This is a genomic window from Streptomyces sp. NPDC088157 (assembly GCF_044741545.1).
Lineage (GTDB): Bacteria > Actinomycetota > Actinomycetes > Streptomycetales > Streptomycetaceae > Streptomyces.
In genome coordinates this window covers 1,217,780-1,241,607 of record NZ_JBIUSU010000001.1, presented here as the reverse complement: position 1 = coordinate 1,241,607, position 23,828 = coordinate 1,217,780, and the positions used below count along the sequence as shown (strand labels likewise).

General features: G+C 73.7%; 7 protein-coding genes and 1 pseudogene. 1 reads left to right on the top strand and 7 read right to left on the bottom strand.

The genetic code is table 11. The features are described 5' to 3' along the window. Window positions 1-55: 55 nt before the first annotated feature. From ACIPFH_RS05230 to ACIPFH_RS05200, 7 genes and pseudogenes are all read right to left on the bottom strand, one after another. Window positions 56-17,017 carry an SDR family NAD(P)-dependent oxidoreductase gene (locus ACIPFH_RS05230; RefSeq protein WP_401823212.1) on the bottom strand — a complete coding sequence of 5,654 codons (16,962 nt, stop codon included), beginning with the start codon at window positions 17,015-17,017 and terminating at the stop codon, window positions 56-58. Window positions 17,018-17,465: 448 nt separating this feature from the next. Beyond that, window positions 17,466-17,948, bottom strand: coding sequence for a shikimate kinase (locus tag ACIPFH_RS05225; protein WP_401823768.1), 483 nt, complete (start codon window positions 17,946-17,948; stop codon window positions 17,466-17,468). 32 nt (window positions 17,949-17,980) lie between these two features. Further along, window positions 17,981-19,174 carry a chorismate synthase gene (gene aroC / locus ACIPFH_RS05220; protein ID WP_401823209.1) on the bottom strand — a complete coding sequence of 398 codons (1,194 nt, stop codon included), beginning with the start codon at window positions 19,172-19,174 and terminating at the stop codon, window positions 17,981-17,983. Next, entirely contained in the window at window positions 19,171-20,478 is a 1,308-nt protein-coding gene (gene aroA / locus ACIPFH_RS05215; RefSeq protein WP_401823207.1) for a 3-phosphoshikimate 1-carboxyvinyltransferase, read from the bottom strand. Before aroA ends, aroC begins: the two co-directional genes overlap by 4 nt. A gap of 65 nt (window positions 20,479-20,543) precedes the next feature. Further along, window positions 20,544-21,746 carry a prephenate dehydrogenase gene (locus ACIPFH_RS05210; protein WP_401823204.1) on the bottom strand — a complete coding sequence of 401 codons (1,203 nt, stop codon included), beginning with the start codon at window positions 21,744-21,746 and terminating at the stop codon, window positions 20,544-20,546. A 71-nt stretch (window positions 21,747-21,817) separates the two neighbouring features. After that, window positions 21,818-22,177 (bottom strand): annotated as a pseudogene (gene aroH / locus ACIPFH_RS05205) (chorismate mutase); the annotation flags it as partial. Beyond that, window positions 22,174-23,568, bottom strand: a complete 1,395-nt coding sequence (locus tag ACIPFH_RS05200; protein ID WP_401823201.1) for a class II 3-deoxy-7-phosphoheptulonate synthase — start codon at window positions 23,566-23,568, stop codon at window positions 22,174-22,176. The gene ACIPFH_RS05200 and the pseudogene aroH, both read right to left, overlap by 4 nt. A 96-nt stretch (window positions 23,569-23,664) precedes the next feature. Between ACIPFH_RS05200 and ACIPFH_RS05195 the strand changes: the two genes are divergently transcribed. Then, entirely contained in the window at window positions 23,665-23,721 is a 57-nt protein-coding gene (locus ACIPFH_RS05195) for a trp operon leader peptide (RefSeq protein WP_189312748.1), read from the top strand. Window positions 23,722-23,828 lie beyond the last annotated feature (107 nt).

The following is a 23,828-nucleotide window of genomic DNA, read 5'->3' as shown; positions in this document are numbered from 1 at the left end:
TTGACGGTGTACGTAGGGAGCGGGCGCACGGGGCGGCAGATCGGGACCGGCCTCCTCAGGGCCTTCTGAGGTTCTTGTCGATGAAGGCGAGGAGTTCGTCGGAGGTGGCTGCGGTGAGGTCGGCGGGAGTGTCGTCCGGGTGTCCGGAGAGGGCCGGTCCTTTTCCGTCGGCCTGTGTGGTCCACCGCGCCAGCAGCGCGGTCAGCCGGGGCCGCAGGCGTGCGCCGAGGTCGCCGTCGGGGGGTGCGGCGGCCAGGGCGCGTTCGAGCCCGTCGAGTGCGGCGAGCGCGTCGTCGGCCCCGGGTTCGAGCGTCCGCCGGAACTCCTCCTCCAGGTGCCGGGCCAGTCGTTCGGACGTGGGGTGGTCGAAGACCAGAGTGGTGGGCAGGTCGAGCCCGCAGATTCCGGCGAGCCGGTTGCGCAGTTCGACGGCGGTCAGGGAGTCGAAGCCCAGGTCGAGAAGGCCGGTCTGGGGGTCGATGGCCGAGGCGGAGGGCTGTCCGAGCACGCGGGCGGACTCGCGGCGCACCAGGTCGAGCAGCAAGTGCGCGCGGTGTTCGGGGGCCGCCCGGGTCAGGCGCGTGCGCCACGCGTCCGGTGCGATGGCAACGGCGGCCGCGGGCTTTCGGGTAGCCGGTGTGCCCGCGGTGCCGATCGTCTCGGACAGCAGGGGAGCGAGTGCGCCCTGGGCGGCCAGGGCACGCAGGGCGGCGAGGTCCAGCCGGACGGGGGCGAGGAGCGCCGTGTCGGATCCGAGGGCTGTGTCGAAGAGGACCAGCGCGTCAGCCGTGTTCAGGGCGGCGATGCCCGACCTGGCCATCCGGACCCGCGCGGCCTCGTCGAGTTCGCCGGCCATTCCGCGCGGGTTCTCCCACCAGCCCCAGGCCAGCGCGGTGGCGGGCAGCCCCGCGGCGCGCCGGTGTTCGGCGAGGGCGTCCAGGAAGGCGTTGGCGGCGGCGTAGTTGCCCTGCCCGGCCGGTCCCAGGAGGCCGGCGACGGAGGAGAACAGCACGAACGCCGTCAGGTTCCGGTCCCTGGTCAGTTCGTGCAGGTGCCACGCGGCGTCCGCCTTGGGACCCAGGACCCGTTCGACGCGCTCGGGGGTGAGGGATTCCAGGACGCCGTCGTCCAGGACTCCGGCGCAGTGCACGACCCCGGTCAGGGGCCGCTTCGTGGGGAGGGAGTCGAGCAGGGCCTCCAGAGCGGCGCGGTCGGCGACGTCGCACGCGACGATCCGTGCCTCGGCACCGTGCCGGGTGAGTTCGTCGCGCAGGGCCGCGGCGCCCGGTGCGGCTTCGCCGTGCCGTGCGGCGAGCATGAGGTGCCGTACGCCGTGTGCGACGACGAGGTGCCGGGCGACGAGCGCGCCCAGCGCGCCGGTGCCGCCGGTGACCAGGACGGTGCCGGTGGGGTCGAATGCGCGTGCCTGCGGGCCGACGGGGGCGGAGGTGCGCGGGGCGGTGAGCCGGGGGACGCTCACCGCCCCGGCGCGCAGGGCCAGTTGGGGTTCGTCCGAGCGGATCGCCGCCCGCAGCGCCCGGGCCGACTCCGGCGTCCCGTCGGTGTCCACGAGCAGGATCCGGCCGGGGTGTTCGGCCTGTGCGGACCGGGCCAGGCCCCATGCGGCGCTTGCGGCGAGGTCGCGTACCCGCTCGCCCGGCGCAGTGGTGGCGGCCCCCCGGCCGATCAGTACGAGTCGGCTCGCCTTGAGTCGTCGCTGCGCCGTCCAGGCGCGCAGCAGCTCCGCGGTGCGGTCCACCGCGGCCCGGGTCCGGGCGGGCAGGTCGCCGGCCCCTGCGTCGGCGGGACCCGTGGGCGACACCAGCGCGGCGTCGGGTACGGGCGCGCCTCGGTCGAGTGCGGCGAGGAGGGCGTTCAGGTCGGCGTACGGCGTGACCTGCGGGCCGAACGCGGCCTCGGTCGCGGGGTCCATCGGCCCGATCGACGCCCAGGTACCGGCGGGCTCCTGCGACGGCGCCGGGCGGGAAACCGGTATGGGCCGCCAGTGGACCTCGTACAGCGACCGGTGCGGGGCGCCGGCCTCCTCCAGCGAGGGGGCGGGGCGCAGGAGGAGCGAGTCAACGGCGGCGACCGGCCGCCCTTGCTGGTCCGAGAGCTCGATCGCGAGCCTGTCGGCGCCGCGCGGGGTCAGTCGTACGCGCAGGGCCCGCGCGCCTTCGGCGTACAGGGTGACTCCGTTCCAGGCGAAGGGCAGCCGGGGCGCGGGCGGGTCGCCGGGGTCCGGAGACGCGGCCGCGTGGAGCGCCGCGTCGAGCAGCGCGGGGTGGAGGCCGTACCGGTCGGCCTCGCGCGCCACGGGGTCGGGCAGGACCACGTCGGCGAGCAGCTGCTCGCCGAGGCGCCATGCGGCGCGCAGGCCCCGGAACGCGGGACCGTACGCGACGCCGGAGGCGGCCAGACGCTCGTACAGTCCGTCGACGGGGAGCGATATGGCGCCGGCCGGCGGCCATGCGCCGGTGGCAGTCTCGGGTGCCGGGGTGTCGGGTGCGAGCAGGCCGGTGGCGTGTTCGGTCCACTGCTCGCCGTCGGCGGCGTGCTCGGGGCGGGCGTGCACCGTCAGCGGGCGTCGTCCGTCGGCGTCGCCGGGGCCGACCTTCACCCGCAGATGGACAGCGCCGCCGTCCTCGGGAAGGAGCAGCGGGCTGCTCAGGGTGAGTTCGGCCACCCGGCCGCAGCCGAGTCGGGACCCGGCGTGGAGGGCGAGCTCCACGAACGCGGAGCCCGGCATCAGGATGTTCCCGCGAACCCGGTGGTCGGCCGACCAGCCGTGCGGGTTCCCGGCGAGCCTCCCGGTGAACAACAGGCCATCGGAGTCCGGCAGGTCGAGCAGGGCGCCGAGCAGTGGATGCCCCGGCACATGCAGGCCCGCGGCCATCACGGCGGCGTCGGCGGCGGGGGTCTTCCCGGCCGCTTCGCCCGTCGGTCCCTCGGGGTCCAGCCAGTGGCGTGCGCGCTGGAAGGCGTAGGTCGGCAGATCCACCCGGCGGGCACCCGATCCGGCGAAGTACGTGCCCCAGTCGACGGCCGCGCCCCGGACGTGCAGTCGGCCCACCGCGTCCGCCAGGGCGTCCGGCTCGGTCCGGTCCCGGCGCATCGTGGCCACGGCCGCGACGGCCGGATCCCCGTGTGCCGCGACGACGGTGCTGAGCGAGCCGTCGGGGCCGATGTCCACCAGGGTCCGTGCGCCGTCCCCGGTCAGCCGCAGCACGGCGTCATGGAACCGTACGGGCATGCGGACCTGCTCCGCCCAGTAGTCGGGCGAGCCCAGTTCCTCGGCCGTCGCGGGGCGTCCGGTGACCGTCGAGATGATCGGGACGGTCGGCTCTCGGAAGGTCAAGCCGGCTGCCACGTCACGGAGTTGGCCCAGCATGGGATCCATCAGCGGGGAGTGGAAGGCGTGGCTGACCCGCAACCGGGTCGTCCGTCGTCCCAGAGAGCTCAGGTGCGCGGCAGCGGCAAGGACCGCCTCGGTCCGGCCCGAGAGCACCACGGCCGCGGGACCGTTGACCGCTGCGAGGAACACCCCTTCGGTCAGCAGAGGGGCGACCTGGCTCTCGGACGCCTGGACCGCCACCATCGCACCACCGGACGGCAGGGACTGCATCAATCGGCCCCGCGCGGTCACCAGTTCCGCCGCGTCGGAGAGCGAGAGCACGCCGGCCGCATGGGCGGCCGCGATCTCGCCGACCGAGTGACCGGCCAGCGCGTCGGGCCGGACTCCCCAGTGCTCCAGGAGCCGGAAGAGGGCCACCTCGACCGCGAACAGGGCGGGCTGGGTGTATTCGGTCCGCGCGAGCAGCCCGACCGCTTCCTCGTCGGCTTGCTCGTTCTCGTCCGCGTCGATCACTTCGCGCAGCGGTCGCGCCAGACGGCTGTCGAGCTCCCGCAGGACCTCGTCGTACGCCTCGGCGAACACCGGATGCGCGAGGGCGAGTTGGCGGCCCATGCCGGCTCGCTGGCTGCCTTGTCCGGCGAACAGGTAGGCGACCCGTCCGCCGGTGGCGCGGCCCGTCGCTCCCCCGGTGGCCCCGCTGCCGGAGACGATCTCGTCGAGCCTGTCGAGGAAGTCCTCGCGCGTCGCCGCCACGAGGGCGGCCCGGTGCTCGAAGGCCGTACGGGTCGTGGCCAGGGAGTGTCCGATGTCGAGCGGCCGCAGGTCGGGCCGTGCGTCGAGGCGCTGACGCAGTCGCGCGGCCTGGGAGCGGAGCGCGTCGGCCGAACGGGCGGACAGCAGCCAGGGCACGGCGCGGCCGTCGGGGCGGCCGGTGGCGCCGGGGGCCGCGGCGGCGCGGTCCGGCTGTTCGGCCGGGGCCTGTTCGAGGACGACATGGGCGTTGGTGCCGCTGATGCCGAAGGAGGAGACGCCGGCCCGCCGCGGGCGGCCGGTCACCGGCCACGGCGCGCTCTCGGTGAGCAGGGACACCGCGCCCGCCGACCAGTCCACGTGCGGTGTCGGCTCGTCGATGTGCAGGCTTCTGGGCAGCGCGCCGTGCCGCATCGCCATCACCATCTTGATCACGCCGGCGACGCCCGCCGCAGCCTGCGTATGGCCGATGTTGGACTTGACCGATCCGACCAGCAGAGGACGGTCGGGCTCCCGCTCCTGCCCGTACGCGGCGAGCAGGGCGGTCGCCTCGATCGGGTCGCCCAGCGAGGTGCCTGTGCCGTGGGCCTCCACGGCGTCGACGTCCGCGGGCTCGAGCGCGGCCGCGGCCAGGGCCTGGCGGATCACCCGTTCCTGGGAAGGGCCGTTGGGCGCGGTCAGGCCGTTGCTGGCACCGTCCTGGTTGACGGCGGAGCCGCGCAGGAGCGCGAGGACCGGATGGTTGTTGCGCCGCGCGTCCGAGAGCCGCTCCAGGAGCAGGACGCCGACGCCCTCGCCCCAGCCGGTGCCGTCGGCCGCCGCCGCGAAGGGCTTGCAGCGTCCGTCGGCAGCGAGGCCGCGTCGGCGGGAGAACTCGACGAACGGCGTAGGGGTCGACATGACCGTCACGCCGCCGGCGAGGGCCAGGTCGCTCTCCCCCGCCCGCAGCGACTGGGCGGCCAGGTGCAGCGACACCAGGGACGAGGAGCAGGCGGTGTCCACGGACACGGCGGGGCCCTCGAGGCCCATCGTGTACGCCACCCGGCCCGAGGCGACACTGCCCGCTGTGCCGGCGCCGAGATAGCCCTCGACCTCCTCGGGGAGCGTGCGCGACCACGAACCGTAGTCGTGGTACATCACGCCCGCGAAGACGCCGGTCCTGCTGCCGCGCAGTGCGGCGGGGTCGATGCCCGCCCGCTCGACGGCCTCCCAGGAGGTCTCCAGGAGAAGCCGTTGCTGCGGGTCCATCGCCACCGCCTCGCGCGGTGAGATCCCGAAGAACCCGGCGTCGAACTCGGCCGCCGTGTCGAGGAAGGCGCCGTGCCGGGTGTAGCTCCTGCCCGGCCGGCCGGGCTCGGGGTCGTACAGCCCTTCGAGGTCCCAGCCCCGGTCGCGCGGCATGTCGCCCACGGCGTCGGAGCCGCTCGCGACCAGGGACCACAGGTCGCCGGGGTCCATGACCCCTCCGGGATAGCGGCAGGCCATGGCGACGATCGCGATGGGATCGTCCGGCGTGGCCGCCGTGCGGTCTTTCTCCCGTGCCGTCCTGTCCCGCTCCCCTGCCCCGGAGCCCGTGAGTCCGGCCTCCAGGTAGGCGGCGACGTGCTGTGGTGTCGGATGGTCGAAGACGAGCCCGGCGGGAAGCGTCAGTCCGGTGAGCCTGCCGAGCCTGGTGCGCAGTTCGAGGGCGGTGAGGGAGTCCATGCCCAGTTCGGAGAAGGCGCGCTGGTCCTGTGCGGCGTCGAGGTGGTCCTCGTCGTCGAGGCCCAGCACGGCCGCGGTCTCCTCGCGGACGAGTGCGGCGAGCAGCCGGCGGCGCTCCGCCTCGCCCATGGTCCGTACCCGCCGGGCGAGATCGCCCTCGGGGCCCGCTGAGGGCGCGGGGGCGAATGTTCGGGGGGTGGGGCGGGGGCGTACGAGGCCGCGCAGCAGTACCGACCCGGTGCCGGGCAGAGTGAGGTCGAGGCGTACGGGAGCCAGGTTCGGCTCGTCGGTCGCGAGAGCCGCGTCCAGCAGAGCGAGTCCGGTGTCGGTGGGCAGCGGTCGGACACCGGTCCGCGCGAGCCGGGCCAGGTCGGTGGCGTCGAGACCTGCCGTCAGGGCGCTGCGCTCCTCCCAAAGCCCCCAGGCCAGTGCGGTGCCGGGCAGTCCCTCGGCGCGGCGCCGGGCGGCGAGGGCGTCGAGGAAGGCGTTGGCGGCGGCGTAGTTGCCCTGTCCCGCGGATCCGAGGAGCCCGGCGGCTGAGGAGAACAACACGAAAGCCGACAGGTCCAGATGCCGGGTGAGTTCGTGCAACTGCCAGGCCGCGTCGGCCTTGGGCCGCATCACCCGGTCGAGCCGCTCGGGGGTCAGAGAGCCGATGGCCCCGTCGTCCAGCACGCCGGCCGCGTGCACGACGGCCGTCAGCGGGTGCTCGGCGGGGATGGCGTCCAGCAGCCCCGCGAGGGCGGCACGGTCGGCCACGTCGCAGGCGACGACGGTGACGGCCTCGGCCCCCGCGGCGGTCAGCGTGTCCCGCAGCTCGCGCGTGCCATCGGCCTCGGGGCCCCGGCGGCCGGCCAGCACCAGTCGGCGCACCCCGTGCGCCTCCACGAGATGCCGGGCGACCAGGCGTCCGAGCAGCCCGGTGCCGCCGGTGACGAGGACCGTCCCGTCGGGGTCGAGCGCGCGGCGGCTCCGGCGCGGAGAGGTGGATGATGCGCGTTCGAGCCGGGGCGCGTGAACAGCCCCGGCTCGCAGGGCCAGTTGGGGCTCATCGCCGGCTGCCGCGACGGCCACCGTGGACAGGGCCGGCAGGAGGGAATCGGTGACGGCGAGGTCCGCGAGGACGAAGCGTCCGGGGTGCTCGGTCTGGGCGGACCGCAACAGGCCCCAGACGGCCGCTGCGGCGGGGTCGGGTGACTCTCCGGGAGTCACGGCAACGGCGGAGCGGGTCACCAGGACCAGCCGGGAAGGCTCCCAGCGCTGGTCCGCCAGCCACTCCTGGAGCAGGGTGAGGGCCCACTCGGCCGTCGCCCCGGCTCGATCGCGCGGCGTGGCTCCGGCGACGGGTTCCGGGGCGGCCACGGCGCAGACCAGGTCCGGCACGGGCGCGCCCGCGTCCAAGGCCCGGCGCAGCGCCGCGAGGTCGGCGTACCACGTCGGCGAGCCCGCATGGAGACCCTCGGGCGACGAGATGTCCGCGAACTCGGAGTCCGCACCGATCAGTGCCCAGCTCGGCGAGTCCGCCGGGGGCGCCTTCGGCGCGGGATCGGCGGAGTGCCAGGCGACGCGGTAGAGGTCCTGGCCCGCCGTCAGGTCCCGGGGGACCGGGCGCAGGACGACGGACCCGACGGCGGCCACCTGCCGCCCCGCCTCGTCGTACGCGGTGAGCCCGGCCTGCGCGGGACCGGCCATGGTCAGCCGCACGCGCAGGCGCTGGGCCTCGCCGCCGGTGAGCGTGACGTCCTGCCATGCGAAGGGCAGGACGGCCGGCGTCTTGTCGGTGGCGTCTGCCGCGAGGCCGATGGTGTGCAGGGCCGCGTCGAGCAGGGCGGGGTGCAGACCGTAGCGGCCGGCCGCGACGTGTTCGACCTCCCCGAGAGCGACTTCGGCCCAGACGTCCGTGCCGTGCCGCCAGGCGCGGGTCAGTCCCCGGAACGAGGGACCGTAGCCGTAGCCCCGGCGGGCCAGCCGTTCGTACAGATCGCTCACGTCAAGGGGCGAGGCCCCGCGCGGGGGCCACTCGGCCGGTCCGTCGGGAGCCCGGCCAGATCCGTCACCGGGCTCCACGGACTCCGCGGCGAGCAGACCGGTGGCGTGATGCGTCCACGGGGCGTCGGTGTCCGTCCCGTCGTCGGCGGCGCGCGAGAAGACGCGCATCTCCCGTCGGCCCTCCTCGTCCACCGGTCCGACCGCCACCTGGAGCGTGGTGTCGCCGTGCGCGGGCGTGACGAGCGGAGCGGTCACGCCCAGCTCGACGAGGACGGGACGGCCGACCTGTTCCCCGGCGCACCGTGCGAGTTCGACGAACGCGGTGCCGGGCAGCAGTGCCGCGCCCGCCACCAGGTGATCGCCGAGCCAGGGCTGGGCTTCGTGGGAGAGCCGGCCGGTGAGGACGTACTCGTCGGTCCCGGCGCGGTGCAGGCACGTGGAGAGCAGGGGGTGGTCGAGCGGCCGTCCTCCCGGCGCGGTCGGTGTGGTCGTTCCGGCGCGCGACGCGGGCGGTGTCAGCCAGTACCGCTTGCGCTGAAAGGGGTAGGTGGGCAGGTCCACGGGAACGGCGGACACACCGGCGAAGAGGGTCGCCCAGTCCACCTCGGCGCCCTGGACGAAGTCGTCGGCGACAGAGGTGGCGAGGCCGAGCGCTGCACCGGACGCGGAGCCGTGCACGACGCCTTCGGCGCCCTCGGCGACCGCGGCGAGTCCCGCGACGAACTCGTCCCGGCCGGAGCCGACGATCACGGCGCGGTGCTCGAACACCGCACGGGTCGTGGCCAGGGCCCGCCCGAGGGCGGCGAGGCCGGCCGGATCGTGCGGCGCGTCCTCGGCAAGGGCCGCGGACAGCCGTTCGGCCTGCGCCCGGAGACCTTCGGCGGTACGGGCGGACAGCATCCAGGGCACCGTCCCGTCGCCGAACGCCCCGACGGAGGCCGGCCCGGCCTCGACGTCCCGGACCGCCTGACAGGCCTCTTCGGCCTCTTCGAGGATGACGTGCGCGTTGGTGCCGCTGATCCCGAAGGAGGACACCCCGGCCCGACGGGGACCGTCACCCCGTTCCCAGGGCACCTCGCGGGTAAGCAGGGACACGGCGCCGGTCGACCAGTCGACCTGCGGCGACGGCTCGTCCACGTGCAGCGTCCTGGGCAGAACGCCCTGGCGCATCGCCATCACCATCTTGATCACCCCGGCCACACCCGCGGCGGCCTGGGAATGCCCGATGTTGGACTTCAACGACCCGAGGCGGAGCGGACGGTCGGGGGAACGCCCCTGACCGTAGGTCGCGAGCAGCGCCCGCGCCTCGATCGGGTCACCGAGGCGTGTGCCGGTCCCGTGCGCCTCGACCGCGTCCACATCGGCGGGCTCGAGGCCCGCACCGGCCAGGGCCTGGCGGATCACGCGTTCCTGGGAGGGACCGTGAGGCGCGGTCAGGCCGTTGCTGGCGCCGTCCTGGTTGACGGCCGAGCCCCGCACCACCGCCAGCACCCGACGGCCGTTGCGGCGCGCGTCCGACAGCCGCTCCAGGACCAGGACACCGACGCCCTCCGCCCAGCCGGTGCCGTCGGCCGCCGCCGCGAACGCCTTGCACCGCCCGTCGGCCGAAAGACCGCGTCGGCGCGAGAACTCGACGAAGACCCCGGGGCTCGACATGACCGTGACACCGCCGGCCAGCGCCAGGGAGCACTCCCCCTGCCGCAGCGACTGCGCCGCCAGATGCAGCGCCACCAACGACGACGAACACGCCGTGTCCACACTCACCGCCGGACCCTCCAGGCCGAAGGTGTAGGCGACCCGCCCGGAGACGACGCTCGCCGCACTTCCGGTCAGGACATAGCCGTCGGCCGTGCCGGCGGGTTCCGAGAGCCGGGGTCCGTACTCACCGGCCGAGGCGCCGACATACACGCCCGTGTCGGTGGAGCGCAGAGCACCGGGGTCGATGCCCGCCCGCTCGACGGCCTCCCAGGAGGTCTCCAGCAGAAGCCGCTGCTGCGGATCCATCGCCAGCGCCTCACGTGGGGAGATCCCGAAGAACCCCGCGTCGAATTCGGCCGCGTCGTAGAGGAATCCGCCGTGCCGGGTGTACGAGGCGCCCGCGCGGCCCGGCTCGGGGTGGAAGAGGTTCCCCACGTCCCAGCCCCGGTCGGGCGGCATCTCACCGATCGCGTCACCGCCTGCGGCGACGAGGTCCCACAGGGCCTCCGGCGAGGTGGCGCCGCCCGGGTAGCGGCAGGCCATCCCCACGATCGCGATCGGCTCGTCGGCCCGGTCCGTGGATCCGAGAGCATGGCGGGTGCTCGGTCCGGCTTCTTCCTCTCCGGTAACGCGTTCGAGGACGAACCGGGCCAGGCGGCGCGGAGTGGGGTGGTCGAAGGTCAGGGTGGCCGGCAGCCGCAATCCGGTCGTCGCGTTGAGGCGGTTGCGCAGATCGACCGCGCTCAGCGAGGTGAGCCCGAGTTCCGAGAACACCCGGTCCGCGCGGACCTGTTGAGCGGACCTGAAGCCGAGTACGGCGGCGACGGCGCTGCGCACCACGTCCAGCACGACCGGTTCGCGCGCCTGCGCGCCGAGCCTCGCCAGACGCTCCGCGAGATGCCCGGCGGACGCCTCCCTGATGCCGGCCCCGCTCTCCGGTGCGCGCCGGGCCTCGGGCAGCGCGTCGAAGAGAAGGCGCGGGCGCGTCACCGCGTGGGCCGCCGTCGCGAATCGCTCCCAGTCGACGCGCGCCACCGTGACACAGACGTCGTCGGCCACGAGGGCCTGTTCCAGGGCCGCGAGTCCGGTCGCGGGATCGAGGCCGTCCATGCCGACGCGGGCGAAGCCGCCCGCCACGTCCGCGTCCGCGGCCATACCGGCCCCGTCCCAGGCGCCCCAGGCGATCGAGGTGGCCGCGAGGCCCTCTGCCCGGCGCCGCTCGGCGAGGGCGTCCAGATGGGCGTTGCCGGGTGCGTAGCCGCCCTGCCCCGGCAGACCCCAGGTGGCCGCCACGGAGGAGAAGAGGACGAACGCCGACAGATCCCAGCGCCTGGTCAACTCGTCCAGGTTGTCCGCGGCTGTCGCCTTGGCCCGCAGGGCACGGTCGAGCTGATGGGGTGCCAGCGTCGTGATCAGGGCGTCGTCGAGCTGTCCTGCCGCGTGTACGACGGTGGTCAGCGGCAGGGCTTCGGGCACCGTTTCGAGTACGGCGGCCAGCGCGGCGCGGTCGCCCGCGTCACAGGCGGCGAGGGTGACGCGGGCGCCGAGCCCGGTCAGCTCGGTACGCAACTCCATTGCTCCTGGGGCCTGTTCGCCCCGGCGACTGACCAGCAGCAGATGCTCGGCTCCGGCGGCCGCGAGCCATCGCGCCACATGGGCGCCCAGCGCCCCGGTGCCACCGACGACCAGGGCCGTGCCGCTCGTGCGCCAGGATCCCGGCCTCTGCCGCGCGCCCTCGTGCGGCGCCCTCGCCGCCCGCTCCAGGCGCCGGGCGTACACCCCGGACGGCCGCACGGCGAGCTGGTCCTCCTCGCCCGGAGTGGTCAGCACGGCCGCGAGTCGCTCGGCCGACGCCTCGTCCGGCCGGTGCGGCAGGTCGATCAGCCCGCCCGGTCGCTCCGGGTGCTCCAGGGCGGCGATCCGCACCAGGCCCCACACCTGTGCCTGTTCCGGGCGAGGAGCCGGATCATCGGCGCCGGTCGACGCGGGACCCGTACTCACGGCTTCGGTCGTGGCGTACCAGACCGGGGCCTCGGACTCCAGGTCGCCGAGCGCCTGGGTGAGGGCCAGCGAGGACGCCAACCCCAGCGGTACGGAGGCGTGTTCCGGAAGATGGCCTTCGGCGAGGGTGAGCAGGGACAGGATGGCGGCCGGCCCGTGGTCGTCGAGGGCGGCGCGCAGCATCTCGGTGAGTGCCGCCCGGTCGGCCGTCGGGTCCACGTCGACCCGGTGGATCCGTGCTCCTCGTGCGGTCAGGGCGCGTGCCGCCGCGTCGGCCCACGGGCCCGCCGAGGTTCCCGCCGCCCCAGCGGGGACGGCCACCATCCACGTACCGGAAGCCGGAAGGGTTCGTTCGGTGACGACCTCGTGCCAGCCGACCCGGTAGCGCAGGGCTCCCAGGGCGGCGTCGGCGCGGTGTCGGCCACGCCATGCGGACAGGGCCGGGAGGGCGGTGGCCAAGGCCTCGGCGGGAAGGCCGTCGGCGGCGTCGAGGCCCATTTCCTCGGCGAGCGCGCCGGCGTCTCCGTGTTCCACCGCCGCCCAGAAGCGCTGCTCCGCGGCGTCGGGACCGGTCGTCGGGCCGCTCTCGCGCACCCTCCGAGGCACGTCGAGCCAGTACCGCTCCTTGCGGAAGGCATAGGTGGGCAGTTCCACCCGGCGTGCGCCCGTACCGCCGAACAGGAGCTGCCAGTCCACGGCTACGCCCTGGACGAAGTCCTCGGCGACGGAGGTGGCGAGACCGTGCGCCGCACCGGTCGTGAACCCGTTCACGACGCCTTCGGCGCCCTCGGCGACCGCGGCGAGACCGGCGACGAATCCGTCCCGGCCGGAGCCGACGATCACGGCGCGGTGCTCGAACACCGCACGGGTGACGGCAAGCGTGTACGCCACGTCGACGTCACGTACCTCCTGCCCGGCCTCCCGCAGGTGCGCGGCGAGGCGCAGCGCCTGTTCACGCAGCGCCTCGGGATTCTTCGCGGACAGCACCCAGGCGAGCCCGGCGTCCGCGCGCTCACCGGCCTGGACGGACGCGGACGTGGGAGCGGGCTCCGCGTCGTCGGCCTCTTCGAGGATGACGTGCGCGTTGGTGCCACTGATCCCGAAGGAGGACACTCCGGCCCGGCGGAGAGCTCCGCCCGGCTCCCAGGGCACCTCGCGGGTAAGCAGGGACACGGCGCCGGTCGACCAGTCGACGTGCGGCGACGGCTCGTCCACATGCAGCGTCCTGGGCAGGACGCCGTGGCGCATCGCCATCACCATCTTGATCACGCCGGCCACACCGGCGGCCGCCTGCGAGTGACCGAGGTTCGACTTGACCGATCCCAGCCGGAGCGGACGGTCGGGGGAACGCCCCTGGCCGTAGGTCGCGAGCAGCGCCTGCGCCTCGATCGGGTCGCCCAGGCGCGTGCCGGTGCCGTGCGCCTCGACCGCGTCCACGTCCGCCGCGGTCAGTCCCGCCGCCATGAGCGCCTGCCGGATCACCCGTTCCTGCGCCGGTCCGCTGGGCGCGGTCAGGCCGTTGCTGGCGCCGTCCTGGTTGACGGCCGATCCCCGCACCACCGCCAGCACCCGATGACCGTTGCGGCGCGCGTCCGACAGCCGCTCGAGCAGCAGGACACCGACGCCCTCCGCCCAGCCGGTGCCGTCGGCCGCCGCCGCGAACGCCTTGCACCGCCCGTCGGCGGCGAGACCGCGCTGGCGCGAGAACTCGGTGAAGGTTCCGGGGCTCGACATGACCGTGACACCGCCGGCCAGCGCCAGGGAGCACTCCCCCTGCCGCAGCGACTGCGCCGCCAGATGCAGCGCCACCAACGACGACGAACACGCCGTGTCCACACTCACCGCCGGACCCTCCAGGCCGAAGGTGTAGGCGATCCGCCCGGAGGCCACGCTCGCCGCGCTGCCGGTGAGCCGGTGGCCCTCCGTGCCGTCACCGGCCTCGTGCGGGCGCGGTCCGTAGTCCGGTGCCATCAGGCCGGTGAAGACGCCGGTGGGGCTGCCCCGCAGCGCCTCCGGGTCGATCCCCGCCCGTTCCAGCGCCTCCCAGGCCGTCTCCAGGAGCAGCCGCTGCTGGGGATCGGTCGCCAGTGCCTCACGCGGGGAGATCCCGAAGAAGTCGGCGTCGAAGCGGTCGGCGTCGTGCAGGAATCCCCCGTGCCGGGTGTACGAGGTCCCCGGCGTCGGCGCGTCCGGGTCGTAGAGGGAGTCAAGGTCCCAGCCGCGGTTGTCCGGGAACCCGGAGATGGCGTCCCGGCCGTCGGCGACCAGGCGCCACAGATCCTCGGGGCCGGTCACTCCACCGGGGAAGCGGCACGCCATGCCCACGATCGCGATCGGCTCGTCCGCCCCGGCAACGGGGGCGGTGGCGGTGGCGGCCCTCGGTTCCGGACGCTCGGCCCGGTCGCCACCGAGGAGTTCGGCCAGCAGGTACGCAGCCAGGGCCCGGGGCGTGGGACGGGCATAGACCGTGGTCGTGGGCAGGCGCAGTCCGGTCGCGGTGGTGAGGCGGTTGCGCAGTTCGACCGCGCCGAGGGAGTCGAAGCCGAGTGCCTTGAAGTCGCGGGCGGCGTCGACCGTGGCGGCGGAGGAGTGGCCCAGGACGGCGGCGGCCTCTGTGCGGACCAGGTCCAGGACCAGAGCGTGCCGGTCGTGTTCGGGTACGGCGGCCAGTCTCTCGGCCAAGGGCCTCGGTGCACTGCGGGCGGTCTCCAGGACGTCCGGGGACGGGGCGGAGGAGGAGGTAGCAGGGCTGGAGGGCAGCCAGTACGCCCGGCGTTGGAAGGCGTAGGTGGGCAGGTCCACGGGCCGCGCTCCGCGGAGGGCCGGACTCCAGTCCACCTCCGCTCCGGCTACCTGCGCCTGCGCCAGTGAGGTCAGCAGCCGAGCGGTGTCGCCCTGGTTGCGCCGTAGCGTCCCGACGACCGCCGCCAGGTCGTCGTCGGTGGTGAAGAGGTCGATGGTCTCCTGGACGCCCACGGCGAGGACCGGATGCGGGCTGGACTCGACGAACAGCCGGTGCCCGTCCGCGAGCAGGGCACGAACGGTCTCCTCGAACCGGACGGTCTGCCGCAGGTTGCGGAACCAGTAGGCGGCGTCCAGTCCCGTCGTGTCGGCGACCGGTGCCGCGGTCACCGTCGAGTAGAAGGCGATGTCCGTGGCCGCCCGCGGGGTGACGTCGGCCAGGGCGGTGAGCAGTTCGTCCCGTACGGCCTCCATTCCGGGCGAGTGGGAGGCGTAGTCGACGTCGATACGCCGGGCCCGTACGTCCTCCCCCTGGTAGGCCGCGAGCAGTCGGTCCAGGACGGCCGTCTCCCCGGCGAGCACGGTGGAGGCCGGCCCGTTGACGGCGGCCACAGCGACGCGGCCCTCCCAGGGGGCGATCCGGTCGGCGACCTCCGCGACGGGCAGGGGTACGGAGATCATGCCGCCGGTACCGGCCAGCCGGACCAGGGCCCGCGAGCGCAGGGCGACGATCTTCGCGGCGTCGCGTAACGAGAGCGCCCCCGCCACCTGCGCGGCGGCGACCTCGCCCTGCGAGTGGCCGACCACGGCGTCCGGTACGACTCCGTGGGCCTTCCACACCTGCGCGAGCGAGACCATGACCGCCCACAGAGCGGGCTGCACCACGTCGACCCGGTCCAGCGACGGCGCTTCCGGGGCTGCGCGCAGCACGTCGGTCAGGGACCAGTCGACGAACTCGCCGAGGGCCCGTTCGCAGGACGCGAGGTGGGCGGCGAAGGCGTCGTTCTCCGCCAGGAGCGCCCGTCCCATCGCCTGCCATTGCGAGCCCTGTCCAGGGAACACCAGGACGGTCCGACCCGCCGTGGTCCGCCCCGTTCCGACCACCGCGTTCTTGACGGACCGGCCGTCGGACACGGCGGCGAGGCCCGCGAGGAGGTCCTCGCGACCGGTTCCGACGACGACCGCGCGGTGCTCGAACAACGAGCGGGTGGTCGCCAGGGAGTGGCCGACTTCCGCGACCTCGAGTGCGTCCCGGTCCTTCACGAAGGCGGCCAGCCTGGCGGCCTGTGCGCGCAGTGCCTCGGCCGTCCGGGCCGAAAGCGTCCACGGCACCGCCCTCTCGGGCCGCGTCCGCGGCACTTCGGCAGCCGCGACCGCACCCGTCGGCAGTTCAGGCGCCGGCGACTCGCGGCGCAGTGGCTCGCCCACCCGCAGTGGCTCGGACAGCACCACATGGCAGTTGGTACCGCCCATCCCGAAGGAGCTGACGCCCGCGACGAGTTCCCGCCGGTCGTCGGGCCAGGGTGACAGCGCGGTGTGGACGTGGAGTCTCAGCGCATCCAGCGGGATCCGCGGGTTGGGCGTCTCGTGGTGCAGGCTCGGCGGCAGCCGCCGGTGCCGAATACTCAGGGCGACCTTGAGGAGCCCGGCGATACCGGCGGCGCCCTCCAGGTGGCCGATGTTGGTCTTGACGGAACCTACGTGCAGCGGAGGCGTCCCCGCGGAACGGGCACGGCCGAGCGCGGCACCCAGGGCGGCGGCCTCGACAGGGTCGCCGGCCGGGGTCCCCGTCCCGTGGAGTTCGACGTACTGCACCTCGTCGGGGCGGGTCCCGGCGCGCTCGTGGGCCCGACGGACGACCTCCTCCTGCGCACGGGCGCTCGGTGCGGTGAACCCGTCGCCGCCGCCGTCGTTGTTCATGGCGCTGCCGCGGATCACGCAGTGGACGGGGTCGCCGTCGGCGAGCGCCCGGTCAAGGGGTTTGAGGACCACGAATCCGCCGCCCTCTCCCCGTACATAGCCGTCGGCGCGGGCATCGAAGGCGTGGATCCGACCCCGCGAGGACTGGCCGCCCATCTTGGCCGCGGTGACTGCGTTCTCGGGCGCGAGGATCAGGTTCACCCCGCCCGCGAGCGCCAGCTCGCTCTCCCCACGCCGCAGGCTCTCGCACGCCAGGTGCACCGCGACGAGGGACGACGACTGCGCCGAGTCGACGGTCAGACTGGGCCCGCGCAGCCCAAGGCAGTAGGAGACCCGGTTGGCGATGACACCCCGCTGCAGACCGGTCAGCCAGTGGCGGGTGACGGCTTCGGTGCCGGTCCTCCTCAGCAGCGTCGCGTAGTCGTCCCAGATGGCGCCGACGAACACCCCGGTGCGGCTGCCCGCGATCCGTTCGGGAACGATCCGGGCGTCCTGCAGGGCCTCCCAGCCGAGCTCCAGCATCAACCGCTGCTGGGGGTCCATGGCCAGTGCTTCGCGGGGGCCGATTCCGAAGAACTCGGCATCGAACCCGGTGACCGTGGACCAGTCCAGGAACCCTCCGTGCCGGACGTCGGCACGGCCCGGCGCCGCCAGATCCCCGTCGCCGTACAGCGCCTCGGCGTCCCAGCGCTCGGCGGGGGCCGGACCGACGGCGTCCAGGCCGGCGCGCAGAAGGTTCCAGTACTCCTGCGGCGAGGACGCCCCGGGCAGCCGACAGGACACGCCGACGACCGCGATGGGAACGTCCTCCTGTCGCCGGTCCGTCCGTGCGCCGGTGCTGTCCTGTACGGGGTTCATGGAGCCCTTCCTGGGTTGCTGCCGTTCCGTCACACCGTCCGTCTCGCCGTTGCGGGCGTCGCCCTCCGCCCCGCTGGGCCGTTCACGGGACCGGCACCGCGCGGCCGAGGCTCTGTCGCTGTTCCCGCGGGTCGTGGGCGCGTGGGCGAGCGGCACACGGGCGTGGATCGCCGGGCGAACGGCGCCGTCCGTCACCATGCGGACGCGACTCTGGACCGCCTCCTCGGCCGGCGCGGGCCGATGCTGGAGGACCGTGGGCATACCCGAAGCCCATGACCTGCCGCATGCCGAGGAGGTCGGGCACGCGGATGTCGGATGCCGTGCGTCGCGCCCGATCCGCCGAAGGAGCCCACGGTCCGCGGGGGCAGGCAACCGGACGTCGTCGAGGAGCCGCCTGCCGCCGATGCCCGAGGACTGCCACCGACCCGTGTCCGGGTGACTGCCACGCTCATACTGCCTTCAACTCCAAAGCGCGCAGGACGCCTTGGGTGACCTCTTCGGGCATCCGGCCGTCCGTGGACACCACGGCCGTGGCGATCGACTCGTACAGGTGCCGCCGCGCCTCCATCAGCTCGCGCCACTGCTTGCGCGGGTTGACGGCCAGCAGCGGGCGGGCCGCGTTGAGGCCGATGCGCTTGACCGCCTCCTCGACGTTCGTCGAGAGGCAGACGACGCGCTGCCCGTCGAGCAGGGCGCGGGTGTCCGGGTCCAGGACCGCTCCGCCGCCCAGCGCAAGGACGCCGTCGTGCTCGGCGAGCGCCTGGTGCACTGCCCGCTTCTCGACCGCGCGGAAGGCCGCCTCACCCTCGTCGACGAAGATCTCGGCGATACTCCGGCCCTGCCCGGCCACGATGTCCTCGTCCGTGTCCCGGTAACCCACCCCGAGCCGCTCGGCGAGCAGTCGGCCGACAGTGGACTTGCCCACCCCCATCGGACCCACCAGCACGACCAGGGGCACAGCACTCACCGGACCACCAGATGGTCCAGGTAGGACCGCACATTGCGCCGGGTCTCGGGCACCGAGTCGCCGCCGAACTTCTCCGTCACCGCGTCCGCCAGGACCAGCGCCACCATCGCCTCGGCAACGATGCCGGCGGCCGGCACCGCACACACGTCCGAGCGCTGGTGATGGGCCGCCGTCGCCTCCCCGGTGACCACATCCACCGTGTTCAAAGCCCGCGGCACCGTCGCGATCGGTTTCATCGCCGCACGCACCCGCAACAGCTCACCCGTGCTCAGACCACCCTCGGTGCCGCCGGAACGGCCGGTGACCCGGCTGATGCCCTCGCCGGTGGAGACGATCTCGTCGTGCGCCCTCGAGCCGGCCACGCGCGCGAGGCCGAAGCCGTCACCGACCTCGACACCCTTGATCGCCTGGATGCCCATGAGGGCGGCGGCCAGCCGCGCGTCCAGACGCCGGTCCCAGTGCACGTGCGAGCCGAGGCCCACCGGTACGCCGTACGCCAGCACCTCGACCACACCGCCCAGGGTGTCGCCGTCCCTGTGAGCCTGATCGATCTCCGCGACCATCGCCTTCGACGCGTCCGCGTCCAGGCAGCGCACCGGATCCGCGTCCAGCCTTCCCACATCCGCCGGGACCGGGTGCAGACCGTACGGTGCCCTGGCGGCCGCCAGCTCCACGACGTGGCTGACGATCTCGACGCCGGCCGTCTCCTTCAGGTACGACCGGGCCACCGCGCCCAGCGCCACCCGGGCGGCCGTCTCCCGCGCCGAGGCACGCTCCAGGATCGGCCGGGCCTCCTCGAAGCCGTACTTCTGCATCCCGGCCAGGTCGGCGTGGCCGGGGCGCGGGCGGGTCAGCGGCGCGTTGCGGGCCAGACCGGCCAGGATCTCCGGGTCGACCGGGTCGGCCGCCATGACCTGCTCCCACTTGGGCCACTCGGTGTTGCCCACCATGACCGCGACCGGGGAGCCGAGGGTGAGGCCGTGCCGGACGCCGCCGAGGAAGGTGACCTCGTCACGCTCGAACTTCATGCGCGCACCGCGCCCATGGCCGAGCCGGCGCCGGGCCAGGTGGTCCGCCACCATGTCCGTGGTGATCGGCACGCCGGCGGGAAGGCCCTCCAGCGTCGCGACGAGTGCGGGGCCGTGGGACTCCCCCGCGGTCAGCCAGCGCAACCTGCTCGCGGGGCTCATCGATCCTCCTCGGTCGTCTCGCCCACCGCGTAGGGATACCCGTACGCGGGAAAGAGCCGTCGCATCTCCTCGTGGAAGTCCGGGAACGTCTTCGCGACGCACTGCGGATCGTCCAGGGTGATCGTTCCGGGCGCGGCAAGGCCGAGCACGGAAAACGCCATAGCGATGCGGTGGTCACGGTGACAGGCGATGCGCGCCGGGCGGGGCTCGCCCGGGTGGACGGTGATCCAGTCGTCGCCCTGGTCCGTCTCGATCCCGCAGGCCCGCAGGTTCTGCGCGACCACGGCGATCCGGTCGGACTCCTTCAGCCGTGCATGTGCGATGCCGTGGATCGTGATGGGCGCGTCCGCCAGCGGGGCTATCGCGGCGAGCGTCATGAACGTGTCAGAGATGTCGCCCATGTGGACGGCGAAGCCCCCGCGCAACCGCGCGGTGCCTGTCACGCTCGTCGCCGTGGCCCCCACGGTCACCCGGGCTCCGGTCTTTTCCAGCACGTCGACGAACCGCAGGTCGCCCTGCGGGCTGCCGGCGGCGAGACCCGGAACGGTCACCGTGCACCCCGTGACCGCCGCGGCCGCGAAGACGTACGAGGCGGTGGAGGCGTCCGGCTCGATCACCACGTCGGTGGCGGTGTACCCGCCCGGCTCGACGCGGAGTCCGCCGTCCGGCCGCACGTCGACGCGGGCCCCGAAGCGGCGCATCAGCGTCACCGTCATGTCGACGTAGGGGCTGCTGACCAGTGCCTCGGCCCGGACCAGCAGCCCGTGTTCCATGAGCGGTGCCGCCATGAGCAGGCCGCTGAGGTACTGGCTGCTCAGCGACGAGTCGACGGTGAGTTCGCCTCCGGTCAAGCCGTCGGCGCGGACCAGCAGCGGGAGTCCGTCCCCGGGCCTCGTCTCGATATCGGCACCGAGGCGGCGCAGCGCTTCCAGCAGCGGTCGCTGGGGGCGGCTGCGCAGCTGTGAGGAGCCGTTGACGAGGAACGTGCCCCTGCCGGTGGCGACGTACGGCGGCAGGAAACGGGCCGCAGTACCCGCGTCCGCACACCACAGACGCGCCTGGCCGACCGGTCCGCGGCCGGTTCCGGTGACTTCCCAGAACTCGGACAGGGGGCTGCTCTCCACGCGGATACCGCATCCCGTCAGCGCGTCGCGAAAAGCGATCGTGTCGTCGCTCACGAGCGGCGCCCGTACCCGGCTGGCGCCGCGGGCCCCGGCGGCGATCAGTACCGCCCGGTTGGTCAGGCTCTTCGATCCGGGTATCCGGGCGTTCAGCACCGGGCCGGACACATCGGCTGCGGTCATCGTCGGTTCCCCTCGGTTCTCGCGACACGCGTCTCATGGCATGCCGGTCGTACGACATGCGGGTCCTACGGCACGCCGGGCAGGGAGGCCACCCGTGCCTCCCGTGCGACCTCCTCGTCCCATGGGCGGTCGACGCGGGGCGGCGGCTGCGGGTGCCGTCGCGGTGGAGCGGACGTGTCCTCTGCCTGCCAGCCACGCTCCGTGAGCTGGCGCTGCAACTGCTGGGCGGAGCGGGACGGGGCGGCGAACTCGACCGTCATCCGGTCCAGTTCCGCGTCGATGCGCGTGATGACGTCATCGAGGCCGACGCCGTGCTCGGCGACGGTGTCGAGCAGCCTGCCCAGTTCTCCGGGCTTCTCGTCGATGGGCACCCGGAACGGGCGCTGGTGGGCGGACCGCCGGGCGGGTGCGGGTCGGATGCCGCGCAGGCCCGCGACTCCGCGCTCCAGCAGGTTCAGCAGGTCCGTCATGGGGCGCGTGCCCGGTTTCGGGGGCCCACTGTCCTCGGCCAGCTCTTCCAGCGCGATCAGCAGCGCCGCCAGGTCCTTCTCGACCTCGCGCAGCACCTGGGCGACGGGCTGGGCGTTGCTGCGCAGGATGTCGGCCCAGAGGTGGGCGTCGCCGCCGGCGATCCTGGTGGCGTCACGCAGCCCCTGGCCGACAAGCCGGAAGGCGTCCTGCGGGCTGTCTTCGAGCCGGGCGGCCATCAGACTCGCCACCACGTGCGGCGCATGCGAGGTCAGCGCGACGGCCCGGTCGTGCCCTTCGCAGTCCATGACCAGTGGAACGGCACCGCACTGGGCGACCAGTTCGAGCGCGTGGTTCAGCGCTGTCTGCGTGATCTGCGGCGAGGGAGTGAGGGCCCACGGGCGGCCCTCGAAGAGATCGGCCCGCGCCGCCAGTGGCCCGGACCGCTCCCGACCGGCCATGGGGTGGCCGCCCACGTAGCACGAGGCGTCGGGGATGCTGCCGCTGACCTCCCGGGCCGGGAGCGCCTTCACGCTCGCCACGTCGGTGTAGCTGCGGGCCAGACCCCTGGCGCACTGCTGCGCCAGAACGCCGGCCACCGCGCCGGGCGGTACGGCGATCACCGCCAGGTCGACCGGTCCGGCCGGGGCGGCGGTGATTCCCGCCCCGAGTGCCGCCGCCGTTCGGGCCGCCGACGTGTCCCGGTCCATCAGGTGAACGGTCGTGCCGTGACGGCTCATCGCGAGCCCGATCGACGTCCCGATCAGCCCCGTCCCCACGATGGCCAGGGTGCGGATCACCGGCTCCCCCTCTCCGTCGCGCCCAGGAGCCCCGGGGCCGGGTCACCGGCCGCGGCGGAGCCGACGGTCCGCTGCGGCAGGTCCCGGCGCAGTACCGCGGCACCGGCGAGATAGACGTGCCGGACGTCGGCGCGCCGCCGGCTCGTGTCGACGTGCGCCAGGATCCGCACCGTGCGCGGCAGGCCGCCCTGCACGTCCAGTTCCCGGGCGCACATCAGGGGGACGTCGACCAGGCCGAGATCCCGCGCGGCTTCGGCAGGGAACGCGCTGACCAGGTCGGACGTCGCGGTGAAGACCATGCTGATCAGGTCCTCGGGGACAAGGTCGTTCTGCGCCATGAGTTCCTTGACCAGCAGCCCGACCTGGCTGCGCAGCACTCCCGGTTCGTCCCGCTCCACCTGGATGGCGCCGCGGATCGCCCGTACCGTCATGTTCGCCCCCCGGATTGCCCGGGCACCCTGCGCGGTGCTGTCGGTCCGAAACCCATCTCGGCGACGAGGAAGGCCAGGTCGAGGGACTGGCTGCGGTTCAGACGCGGGTCGCAGGCCGTCTCGTAACGCTGGTGGAGGTCGTCGACGAAGATCTCGTCGCCGCCGCCCACGCACTCGGTGACATCGTCACCGGTCAGCTCCACATGGATGCCGCCCGGATGGGTGCCGAGGCCCTTGTGGACCTCGAAGAAGCCCTTGACCTCGTCGAGCACGTCGTCGAAGCGGCGGGTCTTGTGACCCGAGGCCGCCTCGTAGGTGTTGCCGTGCATCGGGTCGGTGATCCAGGCCACGGTCGCGCCCGAGGCGCTCACCTTCTCGACCAGCTCGGGCAGCTTGTCGCGGACCTTGTCGGCACCCATGCGGACGATGAAGGTCAGCCGGCCCGGCTCGCGGTCGGGGTCGAGGCGCTCGATGTACTTCAGCGCCTCCTCGGCCGTGGTCGTCGGACCGAGCTTGATGCCGATCGGGTTGCGGATCCTCGAGGCGAACTCGATGTGCGCGTGATCCAGCTGCCGGGTGCGCTCACCGATCCACACCATGTGCGCCGAGACGTCGTACAGCCGCCCGGTGCGCGAGTCCACGCGAGTGAGCGCCGACTCGTAGTCGAGCAGCAGCGCCTCGTGCGAGGAGAAGAACTCGACCGTCTTGAACTCCTCCGGGTCCACCCCGCAGGCGTGCATGAAGTTCAGCGCCTGGTCGATCTCCCGGGCGAGCTGCTCGTAGCGCTGACCGGACGGCGACGACTTCACGAAGTCCTGGTTCCAGGCGTGCACCTGACGCAGGTCGGCGTAGCCGCCGGTGGTGAAGGCACGCACCAGGTTCAGCGTCGAGGCGGACGCGTTGTACATCCGCTTCAGCCGCTCGGGGTCCGGGACACGGGACGCCTCGTCGAAGTCGAAGCCGTTGACCGAGTCGCCCCGGTACGTCGGCAGGGTCACCCCGTCACGGGTCTCGGTGCCCTTGGAGCGCGGCTTGGAGTACTGGCCCGCGATCCGCCCCACCTTGACGACCGGCACCGAGGCCGCGTACGTCAGCACCGCGCCCATCTGCAGCAGCGTCTTGAGCTTGTTGCGGATGTGATCGGCGGACACCCCGTCGAAGGCCTCGGCGCAGTCGCCGCCCTGGAGCAGGAACGCCTCTCCCTTGGCGACGGCCGCCATCCGGGCGCGCAGCTGGTCGCACTCGCCCGCGAAGACGAGCGGCGGATACGACTCGAGGTCCGCGATCACTGCGCGCAGAGCCTCGGTGTCGGGGTACTCGGGCTGCTGCGCCGCGGGCAGGTCTCGCCAGGTGTTGCCAGCGCTCGCGCTGGTCTTAGCGTTCACGGTCACGCCCTCCACATTACGGGGTCGTGCCGAGTCGTTTTCGCCCGGCTCGACAGGTGAGACGCCCTCCTGCTCAGGTGCGCGTGGGGTAGGGTGCGTCGCATGTTCGCGCTTTCGAACCAGAACTGGTGGTGGACCGCTCATCCGGCGGCCCACTGACTGCGCGTACGCAAGACTTCGCGAAGGCCGCCCGAGGGGCGGCCTTCGGCGTTTTCGGGGCCGTTCCTCACCGATACCGATACCGACATCGCGTCGGTCGACATCGA